The 25452-nt window shown below is 63.3% G+C and carries 29 protein-coding genes, 1 tRNA gene and 1 pseudogene; 25 read left to right on the top strand and 6 right to left on the bottom strand.

Going from position 1 to position 25452, the window contains the following annotated elements; all coding sequences use genetic code 11:
* Positions 1-60: 60 nt before the first annotated feature.
* On the bottom strand, positions 61-1488 hold the full coding sequence (locus tag M511_RS04000; protein ID WP_085501425.1) for a capsule biosynthesis protein: 1428 nt from the start codon (positions 1486-1488) through the stop codon (positions 61-63).
* A gap of 265 nt (positions 1489-1753) precedes the next feature.
* On the opposite strand from M511_RS04000, the gene M511_RS04005 reads away from it, so the two are divergent.
* The 8 genes from M511_RS04005 (at position 1754) to M511_RS04040 (ending at position 7658) form a co-directional block, all read left to right on the top strand.
* Positions 1754-2347 carry a riboflavin synthase gene (locus tag M511_RS04005; RefSeq protein WP_010398332.1) on the top strand — a complete coding sequence of 198 codons (594 nt, stop codon included), beginning with the start codon at positions 1754-1756 and terminating at the stop codon, positions 2345-2347.
* A complete protein-coding gene (locus M511_RS04010; RefSeq protein ID WP_085501426.1) occupies positions 2347-2913 on the top strand; it encodes a hypothetical protein in 567 nt (188 codons plus the stop codon). Before M511_RS04005 ends, M511_RS04010 begins: the two co-directional genes overlap by 1 nt.
* Complete coding sequence (gene ribB, locus M511_RS04015) at positions 2903-4021, top strand: 3,4-dihydroxy-2-butanone-4-phosphate synthase (protein ID WP_010398328.1); 1119 nt, start codon at positions 2903-2905, stop codon at positions 4019-4021. The genes M511_RS04010 and ribB overlap by 11 nt, the downstream gene beginning before the upstream one ends.
* A gap of 3 nt (positions 4022-4024) precedes the next feature.
* The gene (locus M511_RS04020; protein WP_010398325.1) at positions 4025-4579 is read left to right on the top strand and encodes a 6,7-dimethyl-8-ribityllumazine synthase; all 555 of its coding nucleotides are present in this window, start codon (positions 4025-4027) and stop codon (positions 4577-4579) included.
* A complete protein-coding gene (gene nusB / locus M511_RS04025) occupies positions 4576-5070 on the top strand; it encodes a transcription antitermination factor NusB (RefSeq protein ID WP_010398323.1) in 495 nt (164 codons plus the stop codon). The genes M511_RS04020 and nusB overlap by 4 nt, the downstream gene beginning before the upstream one ends.
* 106 nt (positions 5071-5176) lie before the next feature.
* Positions 5177-5482, top strand: a complete 306-nt coding sequence (locus M511_RS04030; RefSeq protein WP_085501427.1) for a hypothetical protein — start codon at positions 5177-5179, stop codon at positions 5480-5482.
* A 410-nt stretch (positions 5483-5892) separates the two neighbouring features.
* The gene (locus M511_RS04035; RefSeq protein WP_085501428.1) at positions 5893-6828 is read left to right on the top strand and encodes a DUF481 domain-containing protein; all 936 of its coding nucleotides are present in this window, start codon (positions 5893-5895) and stop codon (positions 6826-6828) included.
* Positions 6829-7181: 353 nt separating this feature from the next.
* Positions 7182-7658 carry an MmcB family DNA repair protein gene (locus tag M511_RS04040; RefSeq protein WP_029372386.1) on the top strand — a complete coding sequence of 159 codons (477 nt, stop codon included), beginning with the start codon at positions 7182-7184 and terminating at the stop codon, positions 7656-7658.
* Here the strand turns inward: M511_RS04040 and M511_RS04045 are convergent.
* A complete protein-coding gene (locus M511_RS04045) occupies positions 7639-7869 on the bottom strand; it encodes a DUF6324 family protein (protein ID WP_010398313.1) in 231 nt (76 codons plus the stop codon). The genes M511_RS04040 and M511_RS04045 overlap by 20 nt on opposite strands.
* A gap of 114 nt (positions 7870-7983) precedes the next feature.
* Here M511_RS04045 and M511_RS04050 point away from each other — a divergent pair.
* Together M511_RS04050 and dusA are read left to right on the top strand one after the other, a co-directional pair.
* A tRNA-His gene (locus tag M511_RS04050) sits at positions 7984-8060 on the top strand.
* A gap of 149 nt (positions 8061-8209) precedes the next feature.
* Positions 8210-9217 (top strand): tRNA dihydrouridine(20/20a) synthase DusA, encoded by a 1008-nt coding sequence (gene dusA, locus M511_RS04055; protein WP_085501429.1) that lies wholly within the window; start codon positions 8210-8212, stop codon positions 9215-9217.
* Here dusA and M511_RS04060 read toward each other — a convergent pair.
* Complete coding sequence (locus M511_RS04060; RefSeq protein WP_010393845.1) at positions 9201-10148, bottom strand: phosphotransferase family protein; 948 nt, start codon at positions 10146-10148, stop codon at positions 9201-9203. The two genes, dusA and M511_RS04060, sit on opposite strands and share 17 nt — an antisense overlap.
* Complete coding sequence (mazG, locus tag M511_RS04065; protein ID WP_085501505.1) at positions 10120-10923, bottom strand: nucleoside triphosphate pyrophosphohydrolase; 804 nt, start codon at positions 10921-10923, stop codon at positions 10120-10122. Before mazG ends, M511_RS04060 begins: the two co-directional genes overlap by 29 nt.
* Before the next feature lie 212 nt (positions 10924-11135).
* Here mazG and yajC point away from each other — a divergent pair, with 212 nt between their 5' ends.
* The 11 genes from yajC (at position 11136) to M511_RS04120 (ending at position 19456) form a co-directional block, all read left to right on the top strand.
* Entirely contained in the window at positions 11136-11468 is a 333-nt protein-coding gene (yajC, locus tag M511_RS04070) for a preprotein translocase subunit YajC (protein ID WP_010393850.1), read from the top strand.
* A 16-nt stretch (positions 11469-11484) separates the two neighbouring features.
* The gene (gene secD / locus M511_RS04075; RefSeq protein ID WP_085501430.1) at positions 11485-13149 is read left to right on the top strand and encodes a protein translocase subunit SecD; all 1665 of its coding nucleotides are present in this window, start codon (positions 11485-11487) and stop codon (positions 13147-13149) included.
* Positions 13150-13161: 12 nt separating this feature from the next.
* Entirely contained in the window at positions 13162-14154 is a 993-nt protein-coding gene (secF, locus tag M511_RS04080; protein ID WP_010393856.1) for a protein translocase subunit SecF, read from the top strand.
* Positions 14154-14510: an Mth938-like domain-containing protein gene (locus M511_RS04085; RefSeq protein ID WP_010393858.1), complete on the top strand. Its 357-nt coding sequence runs from the start codon at positions 14154-14156 to the stop codon at positions 14508-14510. Before secF ends, M511_RS04085 begins: the two co-directional genes overlap by 1 nt.
* Complete coding sequence (gene ccmA / locus M511_RS04090) at positions 14507-15139, top strand: heme ABC exporter ATP-binding protein CcmA (protein ID WP_085501431.1); 633 nt, start codon at positions 14507-14509, stop codon at positions 15137-15139. The genes M511_RS04085 and ccmA overlap by 4 nt, the downstream gene beginning before the upstream one ends.
* A 10-nt stretch (positions 15140-15149) precedes the next feature.
* A complete protein-coding gene (gene ccmB, locus M511_RS04095; protein WP_010393862.1) occupies positions 15150-15806 on the top strand; it encodes a heme exporter protein CcmB in 657 nt (218 codons plus the stop codon).
* Positions 15807-15869: 63 nt separating this feature from the next.
* Positions 15870-16595: a heme ABC transporter permease gene (locus M511_RS04100; RefSeq protein ID WP_010393865.1), complete on the top strand. Its 726-nt coding sequence runs from the start codon at positions 15870-15872 to the stop codon at positions 16593-16595.
* Positions 16592-16735, top strand: coding sequence for a heme exporter protein CcmD (gene ccmD / locus M511_RS04105; RefSeq protein WP_010393867.1), 144 nt, complete (start codon positions 16592-16594; stop codon positions 16733-16735). The genes M511_RS04100 and ccmD overlap by 4 nt, the downstream gene beginning before the upstream one ends.
* Before the next feature lie 13 nt (positions 16736-16748).
* Positions 16749-17267 carry a DsbE family thiol:disulfide interchange protein gene (locus tag M511_RS04110; RefSeq protein WP_085501432.1) on the top strand — a complete coding sequence of 173 codons (519 nt, stop codon included), beginning with the start codon at positions 16749-16751 and terminating at the stop codon, positions 17265-17267.
* Between the two features lie 150 nt (positions 17268-17417).
* Positions 17418-18521: a histidinol-phosphate transaminase gene (gene hisC / locus M511_RS04115; RefSeq protein WP_085501433.1), complete on the top strand. Its 1104-nt coding sequence runs from the start codon at positions 17418-17420 to the stop codon at positions 18519-18521.
* On the top strand, positions 18521-19456 hold the full coding sequence (locus tag M511_RS04120; protein ID WP_085501434.1) for a prephenate/arogenate dehydrogenase family protein: 936 nt from the start codon (positions 18521-18523) through the stop codon (positions 19454-19456). Before hisC ends, M511_RS04120 begins: the two co-directional genes overlap by 1 nt.
* Positions 19457-19464: 8 nt before the next feature.
* Here the strand turns inward: M511_RS04120 and M511_RS04125 are convergent, their stop codons facing one another.
* Positions 19465-20472 (bottom strand): DUF2125 domain-containing protein, encoded by a 1008-nt coding sequence (locus M511_RS04125; RefSeq protein ID WP_010393877.1) that lies wholly within the window; start codon positions 20470-20472, stop codon positions 19465-19467.
* Between the two features lie 93 nt (positions 20473-20565).
* Here M511_RS04125 and M511_RS04130 point away from each other — a divergent pair, with 93 nt between their 5' ends.
* The 3 genes and pseudogenes from M511_RS04130 to M511_RS04140 all read left to right on the top strand — a co-directional run bounded on the left by M511_RS04130 (position 20566) and on the right by M511_RS04140 (position 24215).
* Positions 20566-21120: a gamma-glutamylcyclotransferase gene (locus tag M511_RS04130; RefSeq protein WP_010393879.1), complete on the top strand. Its 555-nt coding sequence runs from the start codon at positions 20566-20568 to the stop codon at positions 21118-21120.
* 232 nt (positions 21121-21352) lie between these two features.
* Positions 21353-22126: pseudogene (locus tag M511_RS19635) on the top strand (hypothetical protein); the annotation flags it as partial.
* Positions 22127-22823: 697 nt separating this feature from the next.
* Positions 22824-24215 carry a peptidoglycan -binding protein gene (locus tag M511_RS04140; protein ID WP_010393884.1) on the top strand — a complete coding sequence of 464 codons (1392 nt, stop codon included), beginning with the start codon at positions 22824-22826 and terminating at the stop codon, positions 24213-24215.
* A gap of 46 nt (positions 24216-24261) precedes the next feature.
* On the opposite strand, the gene M511_RS04145 is transcribed toward M511_RS04140, so the two are convergent.
* Positions 24262-24813 carry a LabA-like NYN domain-containing protein gene (locus tag M511_RS04145; RefSeq protein WP_029371569.1) on the bottom strand — a complete coding sequence of 184 codons (552 nt, stop codon included), beginning with the start codon at positions 24811-24813 and terminating at the stop codon, positions 24262-24264.
* Positions 24814-24825: 12 nt separating this feature from the next.
* On the opposite strand from M511_RS04145, the gene folK reads away from it, so the two are divergent.
* Entirely contained in the window at positions 24826-25419 is a 594-nt protein-coding gene (gene folK, locus M511_RS04150; protein WP_085501436.1) for a 2-amino-4-hydroxy-6-hydroxymethyldihydropteridine diphosphokinase, read from the top strand.
* Positions 25420-25452 lie beyond the last annotated feature (33 nt).

Here is a 25452-nt window from a genome sequence, read left to right on the forward strand (position 1 = left end):
AATGCTTGTTTTGCCGCACGTTAGCGCAGCATGTCCGGGTTTTCCATAATTCTTGGCAATCTAGTCGTCGCTAACGCCCATTTGTTGCCGATATTTGCCCCGGCCGGCAAAAAGTGCCTGATAAGGATCCTCGGGCGCCAACATCATATCAACGACCAGCCGCAGCGCATGAGCCCGCGAATGCGAGGCATAGAACCCGCCGGGCACCTGGCTGCTTTCCAGCAGAAAGTCGCGATAACGACGATAGGAAAGGGCATGCGGCGGGCGCGGATCGCTAAGGAACTCGGCAAGGCTCTGGTCCGAAACAAGACCCGGCTTGCCAAAGACCGCCTGTCCCATCGCCTTGACCGGCAGACCGCGCCACAGGGCCTGCTGCGCCGCGGTCGAGTTCACGGTCACCGCTGCCCGCGCCTGATTAAGCAGGCGCGCAAGCTTGCCGCCCCGCACGAAATGGACCCGCTCTTCGATTCCCAGCATCCGCGCCCTGTCCAGGATCGCCCGGCGGACGCCGCCGCGCCCATCTTCAAGCGGATGCGCCTTGAAGACGATGTGATGATGACGCGGGGCCGAGCGGGCGAATTCCGTCAGCACCTCATCAGTAAATTCGGACATGCGCTGATAGGGCGAATGAGCGACAAAGTTCGAATCATGCTCAAGCTGCATGAGTACCAGAACATAAGGAAAGCCGCCGCGACGAACTGAGCGCGTCTCGCGCATCTGCGCCAATGTGTCAAAGGGCGTCAGCAGAAAGCGGCGCAGGTTCAGCCGGAACTCCTGGAACACGCCGATCTGGCGATGGGTGCGATAACCGGGATAACGCCGGTTCGCCGCCAGCACGAGGAAATGGTAAAGCGCGCCATAGAATTTGTGCTGACGCATATCGCCCCAGCGCGCCGGGGGGCGGTTCATCTCATTCATGCGATTGCGCAGAGCATTGCGCATCTCGCGCACGGGGATGCGCATCAGCGCCGAATGCCCGTTCGAGCCGCCGCGTTCATAGGTGATCCAGAACGGGCGCAGATAACCTTCTTCGAAAACATGCAGCACCAGATCGTGGCGCTGCGCAGCCTCGCGCGCAACGGCATGGATCGGACGGACATCGCCATAAAGCACGATGTCGGTCACGCCCTTCTCGCTGATGATCTGTTCCAGATGCTCGGGCCAGTCCTCGGGACCTGAGGCATGACGGATGAACCGCGGCTTGTCCGACCAAAAGAACTCATCGCCTGCGTTAAAGCCCACGCGCCAGACCTGCGCCCCGGTAGCGCGCAGCAGCAGGCCCACCCGATCAAAGAACGGGCCATGCGGCCCCTGAAGCATCAGAAAGACCCGCTTGGTGGCAGGTAAAGCCGCACTGGCACCCACCACCGACAGCGCAGCCGTGGCCGCGCGCACCGCGCCACCGGCTTTGCGTCGGGGGTGGTTCTGGATCTCCGGCACCAATGGTGCGGGATCGGATGAAGGCGTTTCCGTCTTGGCTTTCAGCATTCGGTGGATCTGGCGTCAGTGATGAGCAAAATTGAGCGGGCGTTTCGCTACAGGCGGCGCCCTGCCACCGGCGTCATGGCTATTCGCTACAGGCAGCGTCCGGCCACCGAAGTCATGTCTACACCTGATTGCCCCAATTTTCACAGCCTGTCACGGGTTTTTACGATTTATTAACTGATGAACGTTGCGCCACAGCTTCACGTTTGCTTGCAGTAGCGCCCCCGAAGTTCTAGTTCTCAGCCTGAAAAGCAAAAGGGGTATGCGCATGTTTACCGGCATCATCACCGATATCGGCGAGGTTTCCAGCGTCGAGATGCGCGGTGACATGCGGGCGCGGATCTCGTGCCGTTACGATATGTCGGGGGTCGATCTGGGGGCCTCGATTGCCTGCGACGGCATCTGCCTGACCGTGATCGAAAAGGGTGCGGACTGGTTTGACGTCGATATCTCGGCCGAGACGATCTCAAAGACCAATATCGGCGCGAACGGCTGGGCGCGCGGCAAGCGGCTGAACCTTGAACGTGCGCTGCGGGTCGGGGATGAACTTGGCGGGCATATCGTCTCGGGCCATGTCGACGGCGTCGCATTGATCGAAGAGATGCGCACCGAGGGCGACAGCACCCGCATCACCCTGCGCGCCCCGAAAGAGCTGGCGCGTTTCATTGCTCCCAAGGGGTCAGTGGCGCTGAACGGCACATCTTTGACCGTCAATGAGGTCGAAGGCGAACTTTTCGGCATCAACCTTATCCCCCATACTCAGGCGGTGACGACCTGGGGCACGGCAAAAGTCGGCGATCAGGTGAACCTCGAAATCGACACTCTGGCGCGCTATGTGGCGCGGCTGGCCGAGGCGGGCTGATGGCAGGCATCGGCCACAATCGCGGCCCCGGCTCTGGCAGCGGCTTTCGTGCCCATTGCTGGAGCGTGGCACGGCGCGAGCTTTTGGGCGCGCGCCTGCCGGTCGAAGTGGTGCGCCTGCAACTGCGCCGGGCCAAAGAGCTGGGGCTTGACTACCGCACCTATGCGGGCGTCCGGGCAACGACAGGCCGCGATCTGGTGGCCTTTCTTTATTCGACGAATGCGCTGGGGGCGTTTCGCAGCGACCGCCCGGTTCTCCCGGCCAAGCGCCAGCGCATCTGCGAAAGCGCCGCCGCCGCACATCTGGGATACGGGCCGGGCCTGGCGCCTCAGCCGGTTGCCAAGCAGATCGGCGCAGTCTCGGCGCTGGCGCTGCCGCAATTTGGCGCAAGCTGGTCAGCCATGCGCGAGCGGATGAAGGATTGGCTGCGCGCGCAGGGCCTGCCGGGCGACGCGGTGCTGATGATCGGAGAGACCGACCATGAGCGCGAAATCATGATGGCAGGAGGGCTGGCGGCTTTCGTCACCGGCCAGAAGTTCTTTGCAGGAGCGGCGGATGCAATATGACAAGCCTGGCCCGGTCGAGATCGACTGGTCCGATGCGATCTCTCCCACCGAAGAGATCATCAATGAGGCCCGCAACGGCCGCATGTTCATCCTGGTCGATCACGAGGACCGCGAGAACGAGGGCGACCTGATCATCCCCGCCCAGATGGCCACGCCCGAGGCGATCAACTTCATGGCCACACATGGCCGCGGCCTGATCTGTCTGGCACTGACCGCCGGGCGCATCGACGCATTGGGGCTGACACTGATGAGCCCCAAGAACTCCAGCCGGCACGAGACCGCCTTTACCATGTCGATCGAAGCGCGCGAGGGCGTGACGACCGGCATCTCGGCCCATGACCGCGCCCATACGGTGGCGGTGGCCATAGATCCCAGCAAGGGACCGACTGATATCGCAACCCCCGGCCATGTCTTTCCGCTGCGCGCCCGCGACGGTGGTGTTCTGGTCCGTGCAGGCCATACCGAGGCCGCAGTTGATATCTCGCGGCTGGCCGGGCTGAACCCTTCGGGCGTGATCTGCGAGATCATGAACGAGGACGGCACCATGGCACGGCTGCCGGACCTTATCGGCTTTGCCCAGAAGCACGGGCTGAAGATCGGCACGATCAGCGACCTGATCGCCTACCGCCGCCGCCACGACAACCTGATTGCCGAACGCGGCCAGCGCGCGGTGCAATCCGTCCATGGCGGCGAATGGATGATGCGCATCTTTGCGGATGAGATCTCTGGCGCGGAGCATATCGTGCTGACAAAGGGCGACCTGAGCGAACCCGGTCCGGTTCCGGTCCGCATGCATGTGCTGGACCCGCTGCATGATGTTCTGGGAATCGGGCGCGAGAATGCGGGCACGCTGGGCGCCGCCATGCGTATCATTGCCGAAGAGGGCAGGGGCGTCGTAGTGCTGTTCCGCGACCTTGAGCCGCGCTTGCCGCGTCAGGACGAGGTTTCCTCGCACGTGCTGCGCCAATACGGGCTTGGGGCGCAGATTCTGTCTGCGCTTGGCCTGTCAGAACTGGTGGTGCTGACCAATTCGGCCCCTGTCAGGGCTATCGGGCTTGACGCCTACGGACTTTCCATCCATTCCACCCGTCCAATTCCCGAAGAGTAAGTCATGGCCGCCAGCATTGAACATTACCAACTGCCGCTGCCCCGGATCGAGGGCAGTGTGCGCCTGCTGATCGTGGTCGCGCCTTATTACCGCCAGATCGCGGATGCGCTGATCGCCGGCGCGCGTGGCGTCGCCGAATCGGCCGGCGCTGCCGTCGATCTGGTCGAGGTGCCCGGGGCGCTGGAAATTCCCACTGCCATCGCGCTTGCCGCCAGCCGCAACCTCTATGACGGCTATGTCGCGCTTGGCTGCGTGATCCGGGGTGAGACGACGCATTACGACACCGTCTGCAACGACAGCTCGCGCGGGCTGACGCTGCTGGGGTTGCAGGGCCATTGCATCGGCAACGGCATCCTGACAGTCGAAAATTTTGCTCAGGCCGAGGTCCGCGCAAACCCGGACGACCAGAACAAGGGTGGCGGTGCGGCGGCAGCGGCGCTGCACCTGATCGCGCTCAAGCGCGGCTGGGAAGGTCAGACGCCGCGGGACAAGGCAGCGGCGACGCCCCGTGACGTTATCCGACTGGCAGGTGAAATCGACGGGCCGGGCAGCGCATGAGCGGGACGAGCAACAAATCGCACGGCAACAGGCAAGAACGGCAGGCCCGCGCCTCGGCCGCCCGGATCTATGCCGTGCAGGCACTTTTCCAGATGGAAGCCGCCGGTCAGTCGGCCGACCGCGTCCAGCGCGAATTCCTGAACTGGCGTATCGGCCGCGACAACGAAGACGCGGACGTCCCCTCGGATGACGCCGACCAAGAGCTTTTTGCCCGGATCGTCGACGACGCGGTCACCTGGCAGACCCGCATCGACCAGATGACTGACCGTGCGCTGGTCGAGAAATGGCCGATCGGGCGCATCGATCCGGTTCTGCGCTCGGTCTTTCGGGCAGCGGGGGCCGAACTTGTGACGCCCAAGACCCCGCCCAAGGTGGTCATCACTGAATATGTCCGCGTCGCTCAGGCATTTTTTGCCGAGGGGCGGGAAGCAAAGTTCGTCAATGCGGTTCTTGACCACATGGCGCGCGAGGCCCGGCCCGAGGCCTTTTGATTCCCGGCCCGCGAACGAGACATTCTGCCGCGGGCCTGTTTTTCCCTTCGCGATCAGACACTGCCGCATTAGAATGCCCGGACACCACCATGCCCCGGGAAGTTCAATGCCGCAGCTTGTCCGCCTTTATATCGTCAGCATCGCCATTGGCTTTGCGCTGGCGCTGGCATTCACAACGCTACTGCTGGTTTTGGATGTAGCAGGGCTGCGCCATTTGATCTCTGCCACACGTGGCGGATGGATCGCGGTGCTTATGCTAATTGTCTTTCACACCATTCTTTTTTCGGGCACGCAGTTCGGAATTCGCGTCATGCTGATGGCCAATCAGGGTGGACCGGGCGGTGGATTGCGCCAGTGTATTCACCTGCAGCGCGCAAAAGCTTCGGCAGCCGCCCGACCCGATCCGCGTTGAACGTGGCAAGCCCCGCACGCTTTTACGCCACCAGTGTGGGTCTTTCGCAACAATTTCACGCGCGCAAAATCCGCCATCGCCTGCCCAATTTTTAGGCAAAGCCATCTCGGGCTTTAAGTATTACCGCTTCTTTACAATTCGTGAGCAATTGGACTTGCCGTTAGCGGCTGATCTGGGGCGAAAAATTTTGTTACCGCCCTTCGAAGAAAGGGTTTCATCACAAATTCAAACGGTCAATTTTCCGCCGATATTAAAAATCTCACAAAATTTCACTTTTTTGAGAGTCAGTCTGCAATCTCCGGGCCTCTTTAACGCTTCAGAGCAGCGTTTTACCTCTGTCCCAGCAGAGATGCTCGTGGCCCGGAAGATCGGTGCCACGGACACGAAACGGTTCGAAAAAGGACTGAAAAATGAAAACGCTTGCTTATCTTGCTGGTGCCACTGTTCTGGCCACCGCCTTCGCGGCTCCCGCTTTCGCGCAATCCGAGATCGCAACCGGTGCTAACGCGACCGGCATCTCGCAGGTCAACGAACGGCTGAACGACGTCGAGGAAGCGGTCCGCGACGACTTCAACCGCTCGGCCGACGCCTATCGCTACGGCACCCCGCAACAGCGTCAGGGCGTGTTCGGCTCGGTCGCGCTGACCTATGCCGGCCGCACCGGCAACAGCGACAGCCAGGATTTTACGCTGGCTGGCCGTCTGTCGCACAACCAGGGCCCGTTCTCGCAATCGGTCGGCCTGCTGCTTGAGTATGGCGAAAACAACTCGGGCGACAAAGACACCGAAAAGACCTACGTGATCTATGAAGGGATGTATAACTTCAACGATCGCTTCTATGCCTTTGCTCTGGGCCGTCTGACCACCGATGCGCTGGCCAGCGATCCGGTCAGCCTGGCCGGCGATCAGGACTTTGGCGCACTGGATGGCCGCCTGAAGCGTGACGCCTACTTCGGTGTTGGTCCGGGTTACCGCGTGATCAACAACGACACCACCGCATGGCGCGTGCAGGCCGCCGTCGGCGTGCGCTACACCAAGGCTGTGGACGTGCTGTCCGTCGATGCGGTCGATCCGAAGACCGGTACCTTCGAATATGTCTCGGATACCGAAGTTGGTTACCTGCTGTCGTCGCGGTTCTATCACAAGATCAACGACCAGTTCTTTATCACCAACGACACCGACTATCTGACCTCGGACACCAACGACACGGCGACGAACGAGTTGGGTCTGAACTTCAAGATGACGGACGCCTTTGCTACCCGCGTGTCCTACAAGACCGAATACGTCTCGGACCGCGCGATCCGTACCGACAACACGCTGGGCGTGTCGCTGGTCTACGGCTTCTGATCGCAAAGAAGATCCCTCCTCTCTCTGGGCGGCCTGCGGGCCGCCCTTTTTTCTTGGGTACCAGCAGAAAAAAAGGGAGAGCGCGGGGGAGAGTGGCGGGAACCGCAGCAACCGTGGCAGCGCAGGTTTCCCCGAAAGCCTGGATATCCAGGTGGGCGCCAGATAACGGGACCAAGGCCCCGACAGAGCCAGCCCCCTCGGTGAAATTATAGGCCAGTGAGAAAAATGGCCACGCACGAGAAGAGCAGAAACCCGCCAGCCCCCTAGATAGGACGAGGGCCAGCCTGCCGCAAGTGCCGGACCCGTTGCGCACGACGCTTGCAAGATGTTTCCGTTTCGTTCATGTTTGGCTCATGACCTCTCAAACCGACCCCACAGCAGATCTGCTGCCCGCCCAGCCGGGGCAGCGGCTGGCGCGTGGAGTGGCGCGGATGCTGACCGGGTTGGGCCATGCAGCACTGGCAGAGTTCACGCCAACCGGCGGGTTGCGGGTCGATGTGATCTCGGTCTCGCCCAAGGGCGAAATCTGGGTGGTCGAATGCAAAAGCTGTCGTGCCGATTTTGTCTCGGACCGCAAATGGCAGGGTTATCTTGAGTTCTGCGACCGCTTCTTCTGGGCGGTAGACGCCGATTTTCCCGAAGATCTGCTGCCTCAGGGCTCGGGCCTGATCCGCGCTGACTCATGGGGGGCCGAACTGGTCCGCATGGGGCCCGAATCGCGGCTGGCCGGAGCACGGCGCAGCCGGCTTTTACGTGACATCGCCCGGGTCTCGACCACCCGGCTGATGGCGCTGACCGATCCGATGGGAATCAGCGGCGGGGCTTCTTGACATTGCCCTTGGCCGGTTTGCCACCAGAGCCCATGCTGCGCGCAGCCTCGGCAGCAGCAAGCAGCTCTTCGGCAATCTCTTCGGCCTCTTCGGGATCGAAATCCAGCGGTAGATCGACGCCCTCGGCCTCGACATAGATCCTGACCATGCCGCGATCAGTAGGCCCGATTTGCAGATTCGCGGCAATATCGCTTTCGCTGTTGATGCTCATGCTGGTTCTCCTGGCGCGTGGCCTGTGGATCTGAACATTTTCCTTAACCTGCATGCGAAAAACCGGCAAGACGGGCTTGCGCCGGGACCGTGCTGGGGCTAGATAGCCGCCTGTGCCGCCTTAGCTCAGTTGGTTAGAGCACCAGATTGTGGATCTGGGGGTCCCCCGTTCGAGCCGGGGAGGCGGTACCACCGCAATCTGACAGCCGAAACCCTGCCACGACGGTCCAGCCAGGTTCTGGATAGGCGCGGGGTTTGTCAAACGGGCGCAAGCGGCTGACCGGGTTTTCCGGTTCGCGATCAGAAACAAGGCGGAGCCGCAAGCGGCGGTCGGTGCCAGAATGGCTGAAACGAATGTAATCTCTCTTGACGCCTGCGCCCGGCTTTCGGTCGCGCCGATGATGGACTGGACCGACAGCCTGTGCCGGCGCATCCATCGGCGGCTGTCGCGTCACACGCTGCTTTATACCGAGATGGTGACCGCTCCGGCGCTGGTTTACGGCGACCGGGCAAAGCTTTTGGATTTTGACGTTGCCGAACATCCGGTTGCGCTGCAACTTGGCGGATCAGACCCTGCCCAACTGGCCGAGGCCGCGCGCATCGGTGCTGAATGGGGTTATGATGAGATCAACCTGAATGTCGGCTGCCCCAGCGACCGGGTGCAATCGGGCTGTTTCGGTGCGGTTCTGATGACGCGTCCCGAACTTGTCGCGGAATGTGTCGCGGCGATGATCGCGGCAAGCCCGGTCGAGGTGACAGTGAAATGCCGTATCGGCGTCGATAATCAAGCGCCCGAGGCGGTGCTGCCCGATTTCATCGCCCGCGTGCGCGACGCCGGTGTACGCCGCCTGACCATTCACGCCCGCAAAGCCTGGTTGCAAGGTCTGTCCCCGCGTGAAAATCGTGAAGTCCCGCCACTGGATTATCCCCTGGTTCATCGCATGAAGCAGCAGTTTCCTGAACTGCATCTGTCGATCAACGGTGGCATTGCGACGCTTGATGCAACGCGCGAGCATCTGGCGGTGATGGATGGGGTGATGATCGGCCGCGCCGCATATCACCAGCCGTGGGAGGTTCTGGGTCAGGCCGACCGGCTGTGGGGCACAGAGCCGCCATTCTCTGATCCGCTGGCGGCGGCACAGGCGCTGCGCGAACTGGTCGAGACGCATCTGGATCGTGGCGGGCGGCTGCATCAGGTGACACGTCATATGCTTGGCCTGTTTCACGGCCGCCCCGGGGCGCGAGGCTGGCGGCGGCAATTGTCGGAAGGCGCCTCTCGCGCCTGTAACCGGGCCGAGGCGCTTGCCGTCTATGACGCGGCGCTGGCCGAGGTCATGGCTCCGGCCTGAGCAGCCCGTCCGTCTCTGCCCATGCCCGCATGGCCCGCATCAGGGTCTCGCGCCGCGATGACTGGCGGGTCGTATCAAGATAATGCGCCAGGATCAGATCCCCGATCAGAAAGCGCAGAATGGGCAACTGATCGGCAGGCAGCAAACCCGGCACACGGGTCAGGGCGCGCCAGTCGGGCAGGGCGATCCCGTCCCGGACCCGCGCCGCGGGCCGCTTGCGTCGGCTTTCCAGCCAGACCAACAACCGGGCCATATCACGGGCCAGCGCCATCTCTGCCGCGCCCTCCATATCAATGCCGGTCAGGCGCAGGACGCCGGGGCGCAGCTCTTCGGCAAAGATATTATCCGCAGTCAGATCGCCATGGCTCAGCCCGCGCTCGACCGGAAGACCGCGCAGCCCTGGCACCTCGGCACGCATCCGGCCCAGATGGGCTTCAACCAAAGCGCGATCTATCCAGCCGCCCCAGGCGACCTCTGCCTGCGCCTCGGCCCTGCCAAGCCAGAAGCGCGGGCCAAACCTGCCACGGCTGCGGCTTGTCCGGGCAAGCGCACGCAGCCATTCCCCCATACGGGTGATCAGGGTTGCGCGCCGCGCCGGCCCGGCCTGAGCCAGCATCTCGGCCAGGGGACGGCCCGGCGCAGGGGCCGTGATCAGAATGCCATGCTCGGGCAAGGCAAGCAGGGGCGACACGACACAATCAAGCGGCCCGTCCAGAACCTGCGCCACCTGCTTCAACCGTGTCTCTGCCCGTTGCACGCGGTCAGCGGGATCGGCGCCGCGAAACAGCTTCAGCCACGCCGGGCGACCGTCCAGCCGGATTTCAAGCACCATGCGGTCGGGCCGGTCGCGCACAAGCCGCAACGGCTCGACCCCTGGCAGGGCCGCAAGCGCGGCCAGCGGATCAGACCCGCTCGGCAGCCTTGGCCTCATTCCACAGTGCATCCATCTCGGCCAGGTCGCTATCCTCGGGACGTCGGCCCTGAGCGGCAAGCGCAGTTTCGATCGACTGGAAGCGGCGCGTGAACTTGGCATTGGCCAGGCGCAACGCCTCTTCGGGGTCAATCTTCAGGTGGCGGGCAAGATTCGCCATGACAAACAGCAGATCGCCGAATTCTTCGGTCAAATGGGCGTGATCGGCACTGTCGCGCGCCTCGACCAGTTCGCGGGTTTCTTCGGCGATCTTGTCCAGCACTTCGGCGGGGCCGGGCCAGTCAAAGCCGACACGGGCGGCGCGGTTTTGCAGCTTGATCGCCCGGGTCAACGCGGGCAGGCCAAGCGCCACGCCATCAAGCACGCCCTTTTCCGCCTTGGCGGCGCGTTCGCGTGCCTTGATCTCTTCCCAGTCCTTGATCTGTTGCTCGGCCGATTTATCGCGGGATTCGTCGCCAAAGACATGAGGATGGCGAAAGATCAGCTTGTCCGAAACCGCGCGCACCACGTCGGTAAAGTCGAACATTCCGGCCTCGGACGCCATCTGCGCGTGAAAAACGACCTGCAAAAGCAGATCGCCCAGCTCTCCCGGCAGCTCATCCCAGGCCTCGCGCGCGATGGCATCGGCGACCTCATGCGCCTCTTCTATCGTATAGGGCGCGATCGAGGCAAAATCCTGCTCGATATCCCAGGGGCAGCCAGCCTGCGGGTCGCGCAGCGCCGCCATGATCGCAAGAAGGCGGCGGATGCCGGTCTTGTCCGCCGTCTCGCGCATCAGCGCGGGATGGGTGGCCTTGTCCTCTGTCATGATCGAACCCCTTTGCTCGGCGCAGGCTGCATTGACCTGCCATATGCGCGGCCCCATGTCCACGCCATCGCACCAAAGCGCGCGTTCGGCTTTCTTGCCATCGCCTGCCGCCGCAGATAGGGTGCGCGCCAATTCCGCCGGGGGATTGCCCGGAGAACGACAGCACAGGGATAGACTTAATGCTCGTGACCCCCGCCTATGCTCAGGCCGCAGGAGGCGCCGGTGGCGCCGCCGGACTTGCCTCGTTCCTTCCGCTGATCCTGATTTTTGTGATCATGTATTTCCTGATGATCCGCCCGCAGCAAAAGCGGATGAAGGAACATCGCGCCATGATCGAGGCCCTGAAAAAGGGGGATGAGATCGTGACCCAGGGCGGCCTTGTCGGCAAGATCACCTCGGTGCGCGACAATGAGCTTGAGGTCGAGATCGCCGCGGGCGTCAAGGTTCGTGTCATCCGCTCGACCGTGACCGGGCTTGTAAACCGCACCCAACCTGCCGCCGCCAACAGCTGAGACCCCGTCAGACACCATGCTGGACATCCCCCTCTGGAAGCGTCTGCTGATCCTGGGCATCATTGCCCTGGGTCTGCTCTGCGCGATGCCGAACCTGTTTTACAGCCGGGTCGAGCAGCATAACGACGCCATTGCCGCCGTTGAACGTAACGGGTTCGAGACCCCCGAAGAGGCCGAGGCCCGCGCCGGCTGGCCGGACTGGCTGCCATCAGGGCTGGTCAACCTTGGCCTCGACCTGCGCGGCGGAGCCCATCTCCTGGGCGAGGTGCATGTCCAGGATGTCTATAAGGCGCGCATGGACGCACTCTGGCCCGAGCTGCGCGACGCGCTGGTTGCTCAGCGCGAAGTCGTCGGTGCAGTCCGCCGCGTGCAGGCCCCCGACGGGCAACTCGCAGTCGAGATCGGCAACCCCGATCAGATGGCCAAGGCGGTCGAGATCGCCCGCGGCCTTGCCACGCCCGTCACCTCTCTGTCAGGGGCTGGGCAAAGCGATCTTGCGGTTTCGGCAAATGGCAGCCGCCTGATCGTGCAGCTGTCGGATGCCGAAAAGGCTGCGACCGATGATCGCACCGTCCAGCAATCGCTGGAAATCGTCCGCCGCCGCATCGACGAGGTCGGCACGCGCGAGCCGACGATCCAGCGTCAGGGCAAGGATCGCATCCTGATCCAGGTGCCCGGCATCGGCTCGGCCGAAGAGCTGAAGGAGCTGATCGGCACCACGGCGCGGCTGACCTTTAACCCGGTGATCAGCCGTACCAGCGACGCCAATGCGCGCCCGGGCATGGGCAATGTCCTGTTGCCCTCGATGGATGAGCCCGGCGTCTACTACATCATCGAGGAAAGCCCCGTCGTCACCGGCGAGGACCTGACCGACGCGCGACCAAGCTTTGACCAGAACGGCCAGCCTTCGGTCGATTTCCGCTTTGGCCCGTCGGGTGCCAAACGGTTTGGTGCCTATACCTCGGCCAATATCGGTCAGCCCTTTGCCATCGTTCTGGACGATCAGGTAATTTCGGCCCCGGTAATCCGGCAGGCCATCACGACCGGTTCGGGTCAGATCTCGGGTTCCATGAATGTCGAGGATTCGACCCGGCTTGCGGTGCTGTTGCGCGCTGGCGCCCTGCCGGCCGAGATGACCTTCCTGGAAGAGCGCACGATCGGCCCGGAACTGGGGCAGGACTCGATCGACGCGGGCAGGCTTTCCTCGGTCATCGCCACGGTCGCGGTCGTGGCCTATATGATCGCAAGCTACGGGTTCTTTGGCGCCATCGCCTCAATTGCGGTGATCATCAACGTCGTCCTGATCCTTGCGGTCATGTCGATGATGGGCGCGACGCTGACCCTGCCGGGCATCGCCGGCATCGTGCTGACCGTCGGCACCGCCGTTGACGCCAACGTCATCATCTATGAGCGTATCCGCGAAGAACTGCGCGCCGGCAAGCGGGTGGTCAAGGCCATCGACGACGGCTTTAACGAGGCCATGAGTGCGATCATCGACGCCAACGTGACCAGTTTCATCGCGGCGATGGTGATGTTCTTCCTTGGCTCGGGACCGGTCAAAGGCTTTGCGGTCACGCTGACCATCGGCCTTGTCACCTCGGTCTTTACCGCAATCTACCTGACGCGGCTGATGATCGTGTTCTGGCTGCAGTGGCGCAAGCCCAAAGAACTGATCCTGTAAGGGAGCAAGACCATGGCATTTCGTCTGAAACTCGTTCCCGACAACACCAGCTATAACTTCTTTCGCTGGCAGTGGCTGACCTTTGGTATCTCGGCGCTGGCAATGGTCGCCTCGGTGGTGATCGTTCTGGTCATGGGGCTGAACTTTGGCATCGACTTCAAGGGCGGCACCACCATCCGCACCGAAAGCCCGACCGCATTCGAGGTCGGGGATTATCGCCAGGCACTGAACAATCTGGACCTTGGCGATGTCTCGATCACCGAGGTCTTTGACCCCAGCTTTGGCGAAACAAAGCATGTGGCAATGGTTCGCATCGGCTCCACCGACAAGACCGGATCGGTCACGCCGGAACAGCTGAACGAGATCAAGGCGGCGCTGAAAACCGTCGATCCCGAGGTCGCCTTTCCCGCTGTGGAATCGGTCGGACCCAAGGTCTCGGGCGAGCTGGTCATGACGGCCTTCTACGCCGTGGGCGCAGCGACGCTTGGCATCATGCTGTATATCTGGCTGCGCTTTGAATGGCAGTTCGCGCTTGGCGCGGTCGTCTCGATCCTGCATGACGTGCTGCTGACCGTCGGGATCTTTTCGCTGTTCCAGCTCAAGTTCGACCTGACCACCATCGCGGCGCTGCTGACCACGCTTGGCTATTCGGTCAACGACACCGTGGTCGTCTTTGACCGGCTGCGAGAGAACCTGATCAAGTTCAAGACCATGCCGCTGATCGACGTCATGAACCTGACGGTGAACGAGACGCTGTCGCGTACCATCATGACCGCCGTCACCACTGCGCTGGCGCTTGGCGCGATGATGATCTTTGGCGGCGACGTGATCCGCGGCTTTGTGTTTGCGATGCTTTGGGGCGTGTTCGTCGGCTGCTATTCGACGATCTATGTCGCCAAGAACATCGTGCTGTGGCTGGGCGTCAAGCGTGACTGGACCAAGCCCGGTCCCAAAGAGAAATCCGACGTCGAGGATATCCCCGCCGCATTCCGGGATGCCCCCTGATGCCGACGATGGTGCCGACCGAGTTTTCCGGGGCCGTTCCGATTGACGGCTATGGTCCCGGCTTTTTCCGCGTCGGCGGCACCATCCATCATGGCGCGGTGATCGTCACCCCCGAAGGCGCGCAGCCCTGGGGCGGGCTGACCGATCATGCCGCACTACTGGCGCTCGCCGGACGGGTTGATGTCCTTTTCCTTGGTATGGGCGCAGATATTGCCTTTCCCCCGGCCGGACTCAGCGCCGCGCTGGAAGAGGTGGGGATCATGGCCGAACCAATGAGCTCCCCCTCAGCCGCGCGCAGCTATAACGTCACGCTGTCCGAAGGTCGGCGCGTGGCCTGTGCCCTGATCCCGCTATGAGCCTGCTTGCCGTCCGCGACCTAGCCGTGGCGCGCGGCGGATTGCGGGCTGTCGAGGGCGTTTCCTTTCAGCTTGCTGCCGGGCGCGCGTTGGTGTTGCGTGGCCCGAACGGTATCGGCAAAACCACGCTTTTGCGTACGCTCGCCGGGCTACAGCCCGCGGTCGAGGGTGTGATCGAGGCCGCGCCCGACAGCATGGCCTATTCCGGCCATGCCGACGGGCTGAAATCGACCCTGACCGTGGCCGAAAACCTGCGCTTCTGGGCCCAGATCTTTGGGCGGCAGGACATCGACCCGGCGCTGGATGCCATGAACCTGCGCGAACTTGCATCCCGCCCGGCGCAGGCGCTTTCAGCGGGACAAAAGCGGCGGCTTGGGCTGGCGCGGATGATGGTGACGGGCCGTCCGGTCTGGCTGCTGGATGAGCCGACTGTTTCGCTTGACCACGATTCGGTGGCGCTTTTTGCCGCCATGCTGCGCACCCATCTGGGGCAGGGGGGTGGCGCAATCATCGCGACCCATATCGACCTTGGCCTGCCCGAGGCCGAGATCCTGGACCTTGGCCCGTGGCGCGCAACAAACAGCCGCCGCGAATCGCGTCCCGCCGGGTTCAATGAGGCTTTTGCATGAGGACCGGGCGATGATGGCGCTGTTGATCCGCGATCTGCGGCTGGCCACCCGCGCCGGTGGGGGCTTTGGCCTTGCGCTTGCGTTCTTTCTGATCGTCTGCACGTTGGTCCCCTTTGGGGTCGGACCCGAGGGCGGGCAGCTGTCCCGGATCGCCCCGGGGATCCTGTGGGTGGGGGCGCTGCTGTCATGCCTTCTGTCGCTGGACCGTATCTTTGCGCTTGATCACGATGATGGCAGCCTTGATCTGCTTGCCACGGCCCCCCTGCCGATGGAGGGGATGGTCGCGATCAAGGCGCTGGCGCATTGGCTGGTTACCGGCCTGCCGCTTGCGCTGTCGGCACCGGTCTTTGGCCTGCTGTTGCACCTGCCCGGGCCGGCCTATCCCTGGCTGGTCGCGTCCCTGATCCTCGGCACTCCGGCGCTGTCGATGCTGGGCGTCTTTGGCGCAGCGGTGACGGTCGGGCTGCGGCGCGGTGGGCTGCTTCTGTCACTGCTGGTCCTGCCCCTTTATGTACCGACACTGATATTCGGCGCCGAAGCGGTGCGGCGCGGTGTCGCAGGGGCAGACCCGATGACGGCTCTGGTCTTTCTGGCCGCGATTACGCTTTTCGTGCTGGCACTGGTGCCTTTCGCCGCTGCTGCCGCATTGCGCGTCAACCTGCGGTAAGAGCGGCGTGACTGCGACCTAAGCGCACTTGAGCGAAAACCGAGCACGGGCTAGGGAGAAGCCATGTCGATCTGGGAATATGCCAACCCTGTCAAGTTCATGCGCACTTCGGGCGCAGCCCTGCCATGGGTGGTGGCCGGGGCAGCGATCTGCACCATTGCCGGGCTGATCTGGGGCTTTCTGACGCCGCAGGATTACAAGCAGGGCGCGACGGTCAAAATCATCTTCCTGCACGTGCCGGCAGCACTGATGGCGATCAACATCTGGCTGATGATGCTGGTCACCTCGCTGATCTGGCTGATCCGCCGCCATCATGTCAGTGCGCTTGCCGCCAAGGCGGCCGCACCGGTTGGCGCGGTAATGACATTGATCGCACTGATCACCGGGGCGGTCTGGGGCCAGCCCATGTGGGGAACCTGGTGGGAATGGGACCCGCGCCTGACCTCGTTCCTGATCCTCTTTCTGTTCTATCTGGGCTATATGGCCCTGTGGGAGGCGGTCGAGAATCCCGACAGCGCCGCCGACCTGACCGGAGTTCTGTGCCTTGTCGGTTCGGTCTTTGCGCTGCTTTCACGCTATGCGGTCAACTTCTGGAATCAGGGTCTGCATCAGGGCGCTTCACTGTCCCTCGCGCCGGGCGAACGGATGTCGGCGGTCTATCGCTACCCGCTTTATCTGACCATGGCAGGGTTTTTCCTGCTGTTTCTGGCGCTTTTGCTGATCCGCACCCGGACCGAGATCCGCCGCCGCCGGCTGGCCGCGCTGCTGGCAAGGGAGAACCGTACATGACCGAACTTGGCAAATACGCCTCGACTGTGCTGACCGCCTATGGTGCCAGCCTCGTGTTGCTGGCCGCACTTATCGTCCAGACCGTGCTGGCCAATGCCCGAGCCCGCCGCGCGCTTGAGGAGCATGAACGCCGTGGCTAAGTTTTCTCCGTTGATGCTGGTTCCGGTGGTGGTTTTCGCCGGCTTTGCTGCCTTGGCCGGATGGTCGCTGATGCGCGACAACCCAAATGTGCTGCCCACAGCCCTTGCCGGACGCGAGGCTCCGTCGGTCGGAGAAACGACGCTGCCCGGCAAGACCCGGCTGACTGACGAAATGCTGCGTCAGCCGGGGGTCAAGATTGTGAACTTCTGGGCAAGCTGGTGCCCCCCTTGCCGCGCCGAACACCCGACCCTGACCGAGCTTTCCAAGCGCCTGCCGGTCTATGGCGTCGACCTTAAGGATCCCGAGCGGGCCGCGCTTGGCTTTCTGTCCGAACATGGCGATCCCTATAAGGCGCTTGCCACTGATCCACGCGGGCGGGTGGCAATCGACTGGGGTGTGACCGCACCACCCGAGACCTTTATCATCGACGGCAACGGTCGCATCCTTTACCGCCACGCTGGCCCTCTGGTGCGTGAGGATTACGCCAACCGCTTCCTGCCCGAGCTTGAAAAGGCGCTTGCCGCCGAGTGACGGCAGCCGATTGCACCTTTCCAGGACCGGACCGGGCAAAGCCGCCGCCTTGCGCATATATTTCCAGGACGTCGTCGCCCGACCGTCGCGGTAAGCCTTTCCAAGCCCTGCGCCGGGCGCTAAGACACCCGGGCTTGCAAGAGGGCCGTCATGTCGCAGAACCAGCCGACCATCGCTCCGCAACCCGGCATCATGGAGATCTCGCTTTACGAAGGCGGGGCCTCAAAGGTGGCGGGGGTCGAGAATGTCGTGAAGCTTTCCTCGAACGAAAACCCCTTTGGCCCGTCCGAAAAGGCGCGCGAGGCGGTGATCCGCGCCGCCCATTCGCTGCACCGTTACCCAAACACCGATCACGCCGGGCTGCGCGCCGCAATCGGCGAGGTTCACGGGCTTGATCCCGACCGCATCATCTGCGGCGTCGGGTCAGACGAGATCATCCATTTCCTTTGCCAGGCATATGCCGGGCCCGGAACCGAGGTTCTGTTCACCGAACATGGGTTCCTGATGTATCGCATTTCGGCCCACGCGGCGGGCGCGGCACCGGTGCAGGTGCGCGAACGCGACCGGGTCACCGATGTCGACGCGCTGATCGCCGGCGCGACCGAGCGCACGCGGCTGATCTTTATCGCAAACCCGAACAACCCCACCGGCACGATGATCGGCCTGCCGGAACTTGAGCGGCTGGCCCGCGCGGTACCACATGCGATCCTGGTGATCGACGCTGCATATGCTGAGTATGTCGAGGGTTATGACGGCGGCGCCGAACTGGCGACCCGCTTGCCCAACGTTTTCATGACCCGGACGTTTTCCAAAATCTACGGTCTGGGCGGACTGCGGGTTGGCTGGGGCTATGGCCCACGCGAAATCATCGACGTGCTCAATCGCATTCGCGGTCCCTTCAACCTTTCGAATGTTGCGCTGGAAGGGGCCGAGGCGGCCGTGCGCGACCGCGAACATATCGCCCGCTGCCAGTCCGAAAACACCAGGCTGCGCGCGTGGCTGGCCGAGGCACTGGCTGAAAAAGGTGTGCCCTCGGACACCTCCTGTGCGAACTTCCTGCTCGCACGCTTTGCCGATGCCGACACCGCGGGGGCTTGCGACGAATACCTCAAGGCGCAGGGCCTGATCGTGCGCCGCGTGGCGGGCTATGGGCTGCCGCATTGCCTGCGTATCACCATCGGGGACGAGGCCTCATGCCGCCGGGTCGCCCATGTCATCGGCCAGTTCATGTCTGAACGCGCGGAGAGGGGCTGATGGGCACCGTTGTCTACGACCGCGTCGCGCTGATCGGGCTGGGGCTGATCGCCGGGTCGATGTCGCTTGCCATGCGCAAAGCCGGGCTGGCGGGCGAAATCGTCGGCCATGCCCGCAGTGCCGAAACCCGTGACATTGCGCGGGAAATCGGACTGGTTGACCGCATTACCGAAACCGCAGCCGAGGCGGTGCAGGACGCCGATCTGATCGTGCTGGCTGTGCCTGTCGGCGTGATGGGCGCTGTCGCCGCCGAAATCGCACCGCATCTGAAGCCGGGTGCGACCGTAACCGATGTCGGCTCGGTCAAGCAGGCGGTGATCGAGGCCGTCGCACCCCATATCCCCGCCGGCGTACATTTCATCCCCGGCCACCCGCTGGCAGGGACCGAACATTCCGGCCCGCGTTCGGGCTTTGCGACCCTGTTTCGCAACCGCTGGTGGCTGCTGACCCCAGTCGGGGGCAGCGAGCCGGCAGCGGTCGAACGGCTTGCGATGCTGATCCGCACCATGGGCGCCAATGTCGAGGAAATGGACGCCGCCCATCACGATCTGGTGCTGGCAGTGACCAGCCACACCCCGCACCTGATAGCCTATACGATGGTTGGTGTCGCCGATCACCTCAAGCGCATCACTGAAAGCGAAGTGATCAAATATTCCGCCGCGGGCTTTCGGGATTTCACCCGCATTGCCGCATCAGACCCGACCATGTGGCGCGATGTGTTTCTGCAAAACAAGGATGCGGTTCTGGACATCCTTGGCCGCTTTACCGAAGAGCTGTTCGTTCTGCAGCGCGCGATCCGCATGGGCGACGGGGCGCATCTGCATGACTACTTTACCCGCACCCGGGCCATTCGCCGCGGCATCATCGAGGCCGGGCAGGACACTGCCGCCCCGGACTTCGGCCGCAGCCTGACCGAGCCCCTCGGAAAATCCTGAAGCGTGCCCTAGCGGCGCGGAAAGACCGGGGCGGGGCCCAACGGCACCGGGCCAAGGCTCATCTTGCCACCAGAAAGGGTCAGGGGCAGGCGCAGTTCACCCTGATTCGCCGGGGGAAACTGAAAACCGTCCTCGTCGGGCAGGGGCAGGGTGGCGATGTTTTTCAATATCGTACCAGCCAGCACGACGGCCTTTGGCGAGATCAGCCCGGCATCTGCGGCCACCTGCAACAGCGGCTCGGCATCTGCTGTGTAAAGCGCGATCTGTCCCGCCGCATAACCCTGATCATCAGCCACGATTCTGCCCATCACCCGCATCCGTAATTTACCCAGCTGAATATCGGCAGAATCCAGCCGCAGCCCGAGTGGCAGAGGTTCAGGACCCGCCGCCAGACTTGCCGGTGCGGGCAGGGCGTCGAGCCAGATCTTGCCCGCTGCGTTCAGGCTTAACCGGCCGGGAAGAGACTGGAGAGCGGCAAATCCGGGCTCCAGCTCTGCAAGGCGCAGGTCCAGATCATAGGTGGCAGCCGTGCCCTGCGGCGCATCCTGCCCGACCTTGGTCAGCCGGGCATCGGCCTGAAGGGACTTGGCTAATTCAGCGCCATCAACTGACACCGGACCAGAAGTCAGCCCGACCGAGCCAACCCCGAACCCCTGCAACGGCTTGACGCTCAGCCGCGCCGATGCGTCAGCAAGCCCCAGTTCCAGCGGCCCGGCGCCGGGGTCAAGCGCCACTTGCGGCGGCAGGGTCAGCCGCATCTCTGTCAGGCGCAGCGGGTTCAGCCACAGATCAGCCCAGGGCAGGTCCACCGTCCCGGATGCCGTGCGGAGTCTCAGATCGGATACCCGCACGCCAATCCGCCCAGCCTCGCGCAGTTCGCGGGTACCGCCCAGCTCGACCGACGGCTGCTCGGCCGCCACCTGTTCAAGCTGACGGGCCAGCAATGTTTCCCCGCCCAGCCAGATTCCGCCCAGGATCAGGGCAGACAGGGCAAGAATGACAAGCAGTCGGCGCATCCTGATCCTCATCGCAAACCGGCATCTTGGAACGCCGGCCAGCCTGTCCTAAGTCTTTTCCTCCAGAACGATCTAGCACATCGGGGGTAAAGAATGGGTGAACGGCCGGAGCATTGGGTCTTTGCCTATGGCTCACTGATGTGGGACCCGGGCTTTCCGGTAGCCGAGATGATGCCGGGCCGGCTTGAGGGCTATGCCCGCAGTTTCTGTCTGCTTTCGGTGGTTTATCGCGGTACGGTCGATGTGCCCGGGCTGGTCCTTGGCCTGGACGCCGAACCGGGCGCCCATTGCCGGGGCCTGGCACTGCGCGTGGCCGAGCCGGACTGGGACGAAACCCTTGCCGGTCTGCGCGCCCGCGAACTGACGACCAATGCCTATGCCGAACTGACCCTGCCGCTTGCACTTGATGATGGCAGGCGGGTCGAGGCTGTCACTTATGTGATCCGCCGCGATCACGACCAATATGCCGGCGTAATTGACCTGCAGGAACAGGCCCGGATCATCGCCCGCGCACATGGCGGGCGCGGGCCGAATGCCGATTACCTGTTCAACACCGCCCGCCATCTTGAGCAGATGGGAATCAAGGACCGCGCGATGGAGGAGCTGGTTCGCAACGTCCGCGATCTGCTTCAGCCGCGCCGGGAATAGTATGGCCCGCCCTTCGTGGCGCTTGGCAGCCGCGATTGCGGATTCTACAGTCGAGCCGAACGCAGCAAGGGGGTCGAACTTGTCCCGCACCGACGCCGAACCGCCCGAAGAGACGCCCGCCGAAACCCGCCGCGCCCGCGCTGCCCGGCTGGCCGCGACGCGGAGGACCGGCGAAGCAACCGGCGGTCCCGCGCAGCCGCATTTCTCGCAGCCGGTGCGACAGATCCTGCTGATGCTGATCGTGCTGGCGCTGGTCGTCGCCGGGGCATGGTTCGCCTATGGCCGGATCGTATCTATCTTTCACTCGAATGAATATCTGAACGGGGTCATCCTTGCCGTCTTTGTCATGGGCGTGCTCGGGTGCTTCTGGCAGGTGGCCGAGCTGGTCAAATCGGTCAGCTGGATCGAGCGGTTTGCCGCCCGCCGCCGCAATGCGACCGGCAAGGGGGTCGAGACGCAGGACCCCGAAGGCCCGGATGACGCGCCGCGCCTGCTCGCCCCTTTGGCATCGCTGCTGGGGCAACGCGGGCCGGTTGGCGGGGTGATTTCGACCGAATCGTCACGCTCGATCCTCGAATCGGTGGGCACACGCATCGACGAGGTGCGCGATATCACCCGCTACCTTGCCAACCTGCTGATTTTCCTTGGTCTTCTTGGGACTTTCTACGGACTTGCCACCACGGTCCCGGCAGTGGTCGATACCATCCGCGCCCTTGCCCCTAAGGAAGGCGAGACGGGGATCGAGGTCTTTAACAAGCTGATGACCGGGCTTGAGTCGCAGCTTGGCGGCATGGGCACAGCCTTTTCCAGCTCGCTTCTTGGGCTGGCGGGTTCTTTGGTCGTCGGGCTGCTTGAGCTGTTTGTCACCCATGGCCAGAACCGCTTTTACCGCGAGCTTGAGGAATGGATGTCGGGCTTTACCCGCATCGGCCTGGGTGGGACCGAGGGGCAAAGTCTCGGCGAGGCCGCCCTTGTCAGTTTCCTTGAACGGTTCGAGACGCAGCTGACCGGGTTGCAGCAGTTTTACCACCAGCGCGACGAATTGCGCGATCAGGAGGCCTCGGCCGCTGATCGCCGCTCGCTCGCGCTGGCACAAGAGGTCGAGCGACTGACAGGGCTGCTGGGCTCTGACCGCGACCAGCTTAGCGCCACCCTTGCCGCGGAACGCGAGACCGCGGCGCAAGCACTTGCCGGGGTTGAGCGCGCGATAGTGGGGCTAAACGAGGGGCAGGCGAAACTGTTCGAGGCTCCGTGCCACGATCCGGCCCTGTTGCCCGCGCTTGAGCGTCTCGCCGATGGGCAGGCGCGGTTGATCGCCCTTGCCGAGGCGGGTGCCCCCGATGAAACGGCCCTGCAATCGAGCCTTGAACGTCTGATTGGCGAGCAGTCGCGGCTGATCACCCTTATCGAGAGCTCCAACGAAACATCCTCTGCCATGGCTGGGCGTATGGCGACACTGAGCCAGGCGCTGGAACGCCTGGCCGAGGGGCAAAGCCGCCTGCCGGAACAGGCCGATACCGGCCGCGCGCCCCCGAGAACCACCGCCGTCGACGATCCCGAGGCACGGATGCGGTTGCGCTCGATAGACGTGCAACTGGGCCGGCTGGTCGAAGAGGCCGCCAGCGGTCGCGACGGGCTGATAGCGGAGCTGCGTAGCGATCTGGCCGCACTGACCCGCGCCATCCGCAATCTGGAGCGCGGCGATGGGACTTAGCCGGGGCAACGGCAACCGCTTCTCGGCCAACATCTGGCCGGGTTTCGTCGATGCTATGACCGCGCTGCTGATGGTCATGATGTTCGTTCTGACCATCTTTCTGCTGGTGCAATCGGTGTTGCGCGAACAGATCACCACGCAGGACAGCGAACTGGACCAGCTTGGCCGTCAGGTGGCGGAACTGACCGACGCGCTTTCGACCTCACAAGCGCGCGCCGACTCGCTTGACCGTGACCTCAGCGCCGAGCGTGCACGGCTGCGGCAGTCCGAACAGGCAGTCGCCAGCGCCCGGGCCGAGCTTGACGCCCAGGCCGAGACAGCAAGGCTTGCCGCCGCCCGGCGAGAGGCGCTTGAAGCATTGGTCGCGGATCTGCGCCAAAAAAGCTCAGAGACGCAGGAGAAACTGGACGCGACCGAAGCCGCGCGGCTTGCCGATGCCGCCGCCGTCGCAGCCCTGCGCGAGCGGCTGGCAAAGTCAGAGACCGAGCTTGACGCCGCGACACTGGAACTTGAAGCCGCGCGCAAAAAGGCCGAGGAAACCCTGACGCTGCTTGCCGCCGCTGAGGTCGCGCGCAAAGAGCTTGGCGAACAGGTCGCAACTCAGGCAAGCGAGGCCGAGAAACAGGCGGGGCTGCTGAACCTTGCGCGTCAGAAACTCTCGGAACAAGAGGCGCTGTCGGTCGAGGATCGCCGCCGTATGGAGGCGCTGAACCGGCAGGTGGCCCAGTTGAACGAACAGCTTGGCAGCCTGCGCGCTGTGCTTGAGGCCACGGGCGAAGAGCGCCGCGAAGCCGATCTGCGCGCCGGGGATCTGGGTCGGCAGCTGAATGTGGCGCTGCTGCGCGCTGCCGAAGAGGAACGCAAGCGCCGCGCCCTTGAAGAAGAGGCCCGCACCAAGGCCGAGGAAGAGGCCAAAGATCTGGCACGCTACCGCTCGGAATTCTTTGGCCGGCTGTCACAGATCCTTGCAGGGCGCGAGGGTGTGCAGGTGGTGGGCGACCGTTTTGTCTTTTCCTCAGAGGTGCTGTTTGCGCCGGGCGAGGCCACGCTTTCGCCTGATGGCCGCACTCAGGTCACGCGCGTCGCCGAGATGCTGCGCCAGATCGCGAATGAAATCCCGACCGAGATTGACTGGATGATCCGCGTGGACGGCCATACCGACAATGTGCCGCTATCCGGGCTGGGACGCTACCGCGATAACTGGGAACTGAGTCAGGCGCGCGCGCTGGCGGTGGTGCGCTATCTGGTCGATGACCTTGGCTTTCCGGCAAATCGCCTTGCCCCTGCAGGCTTTGCCGATACCCGCCCGGTGGCTCAGGGCGACACGGCCGAGGCCCGTGCCCAGAACCGCCGGATTGAGCTGAAACTGACCGAACGCTAGGGCAGGGCGGTGATGCCCCGCCACAAAAGCGGTTTTTCTGGGGGGCTTAGTCTTCTGTGGCAGCAGTTTCGCGCGGCGGCCGGCCGATGATGTCGCGCAGCGCATCCAGTTCGATGAAATTGTCGGCCTGACGGCGCAGTTCATCGGCAATCATCGGGGGTTGGCTGCGCATGGTCGACACAACCGAGACCCGAACACCCTGACGTTGCAACGCCTCGACCAGCGGGCGAAAATCGCCATCGCCTGAAAACAGCACGGCATGATCAAGCCGGGGCGCCAGTTCCATGGCGTTCACGACCAGCTCGACATCCATGTTGCCCTTGACCTTGCGGCGACCCAGCCCGTCGATATACTCGCGCGCAGGTTTCGTCACCATGGAATAGCCGTTGTAATGCAGCCAATCAACCAGGGGGCGAATCGGTGAGTAATCATCATTCTCCAGCAGGGCCGTGTAATAATAGGCACGGACAAGCTTACCCCGCCGCTCGAACTCCTGCCGCAGCAGCTTATAATCAATGTCAAAGCCCAGCGACTTTGCCGCAGCATAAAGATTCGACCCGTCGATGAACAACGCCAGCCGGTCATCCTTGTAAAACACGATGCCCCCGAAATGAACCATAACTCTACTAGAAACACGAACTTAGTTCTTGTGGCACTGGGTGCAAACCTTCCCAGCTCGGTAGGGGCGCCCGGTGACAGCTTGAAATTCGCGCTGAATAAGGTCCTGAACTTACCACAAGTTGTGCCGGTGTCCATCAGTCGATTCTGGCAAACGCCCGCTGTGCCGTCAGGTTCTGGTCCCGATTACGTGAACGCAGCGATGGCTTTTCACTGTCCGCTGCCACCCGACGAGCTGCTTGCCCACCTGCACGGGATCGAGGCAGAGCTGGGCCGGACGCGTGATGGCGGGCGCTGGCAGGCGCGGGGAATCGACCTTGATCTGATCGCCGTCGGGGACATGGTTCTGCCTGATGCGGCAGGGCAGGATGAGTGGCGCAGCCTGCCCCCCGCAGAACAACCTTTGCGTGCACCCGACCGGCTGATCCTGCCGCACCCCCGTCTGCAGGATCGCGGCTTTGTGTTGGTGCCTTTGGCCGAGGTGGCCCCCGACTGGATGCACCCGCGCCTGCGCCTTACTGTCGCGCAAATGCTTGCTGCCCTGCCTCCCGGGGCGCTGAGGAGGATGGTGCCGGCAAGTTCTTGACATTTCCGTCGTCAAGGCCCAAATATCCGGCTC

Source organism: Paracoccus sp. J56, assembly GCF_019633685.1.
GTDB lineage: Bacteria > Pseudomonadota > Alphaproteobacteria > Rhodobacterales > Rhodobacteraceae > Paracoccus > Paracoccus kondratievae.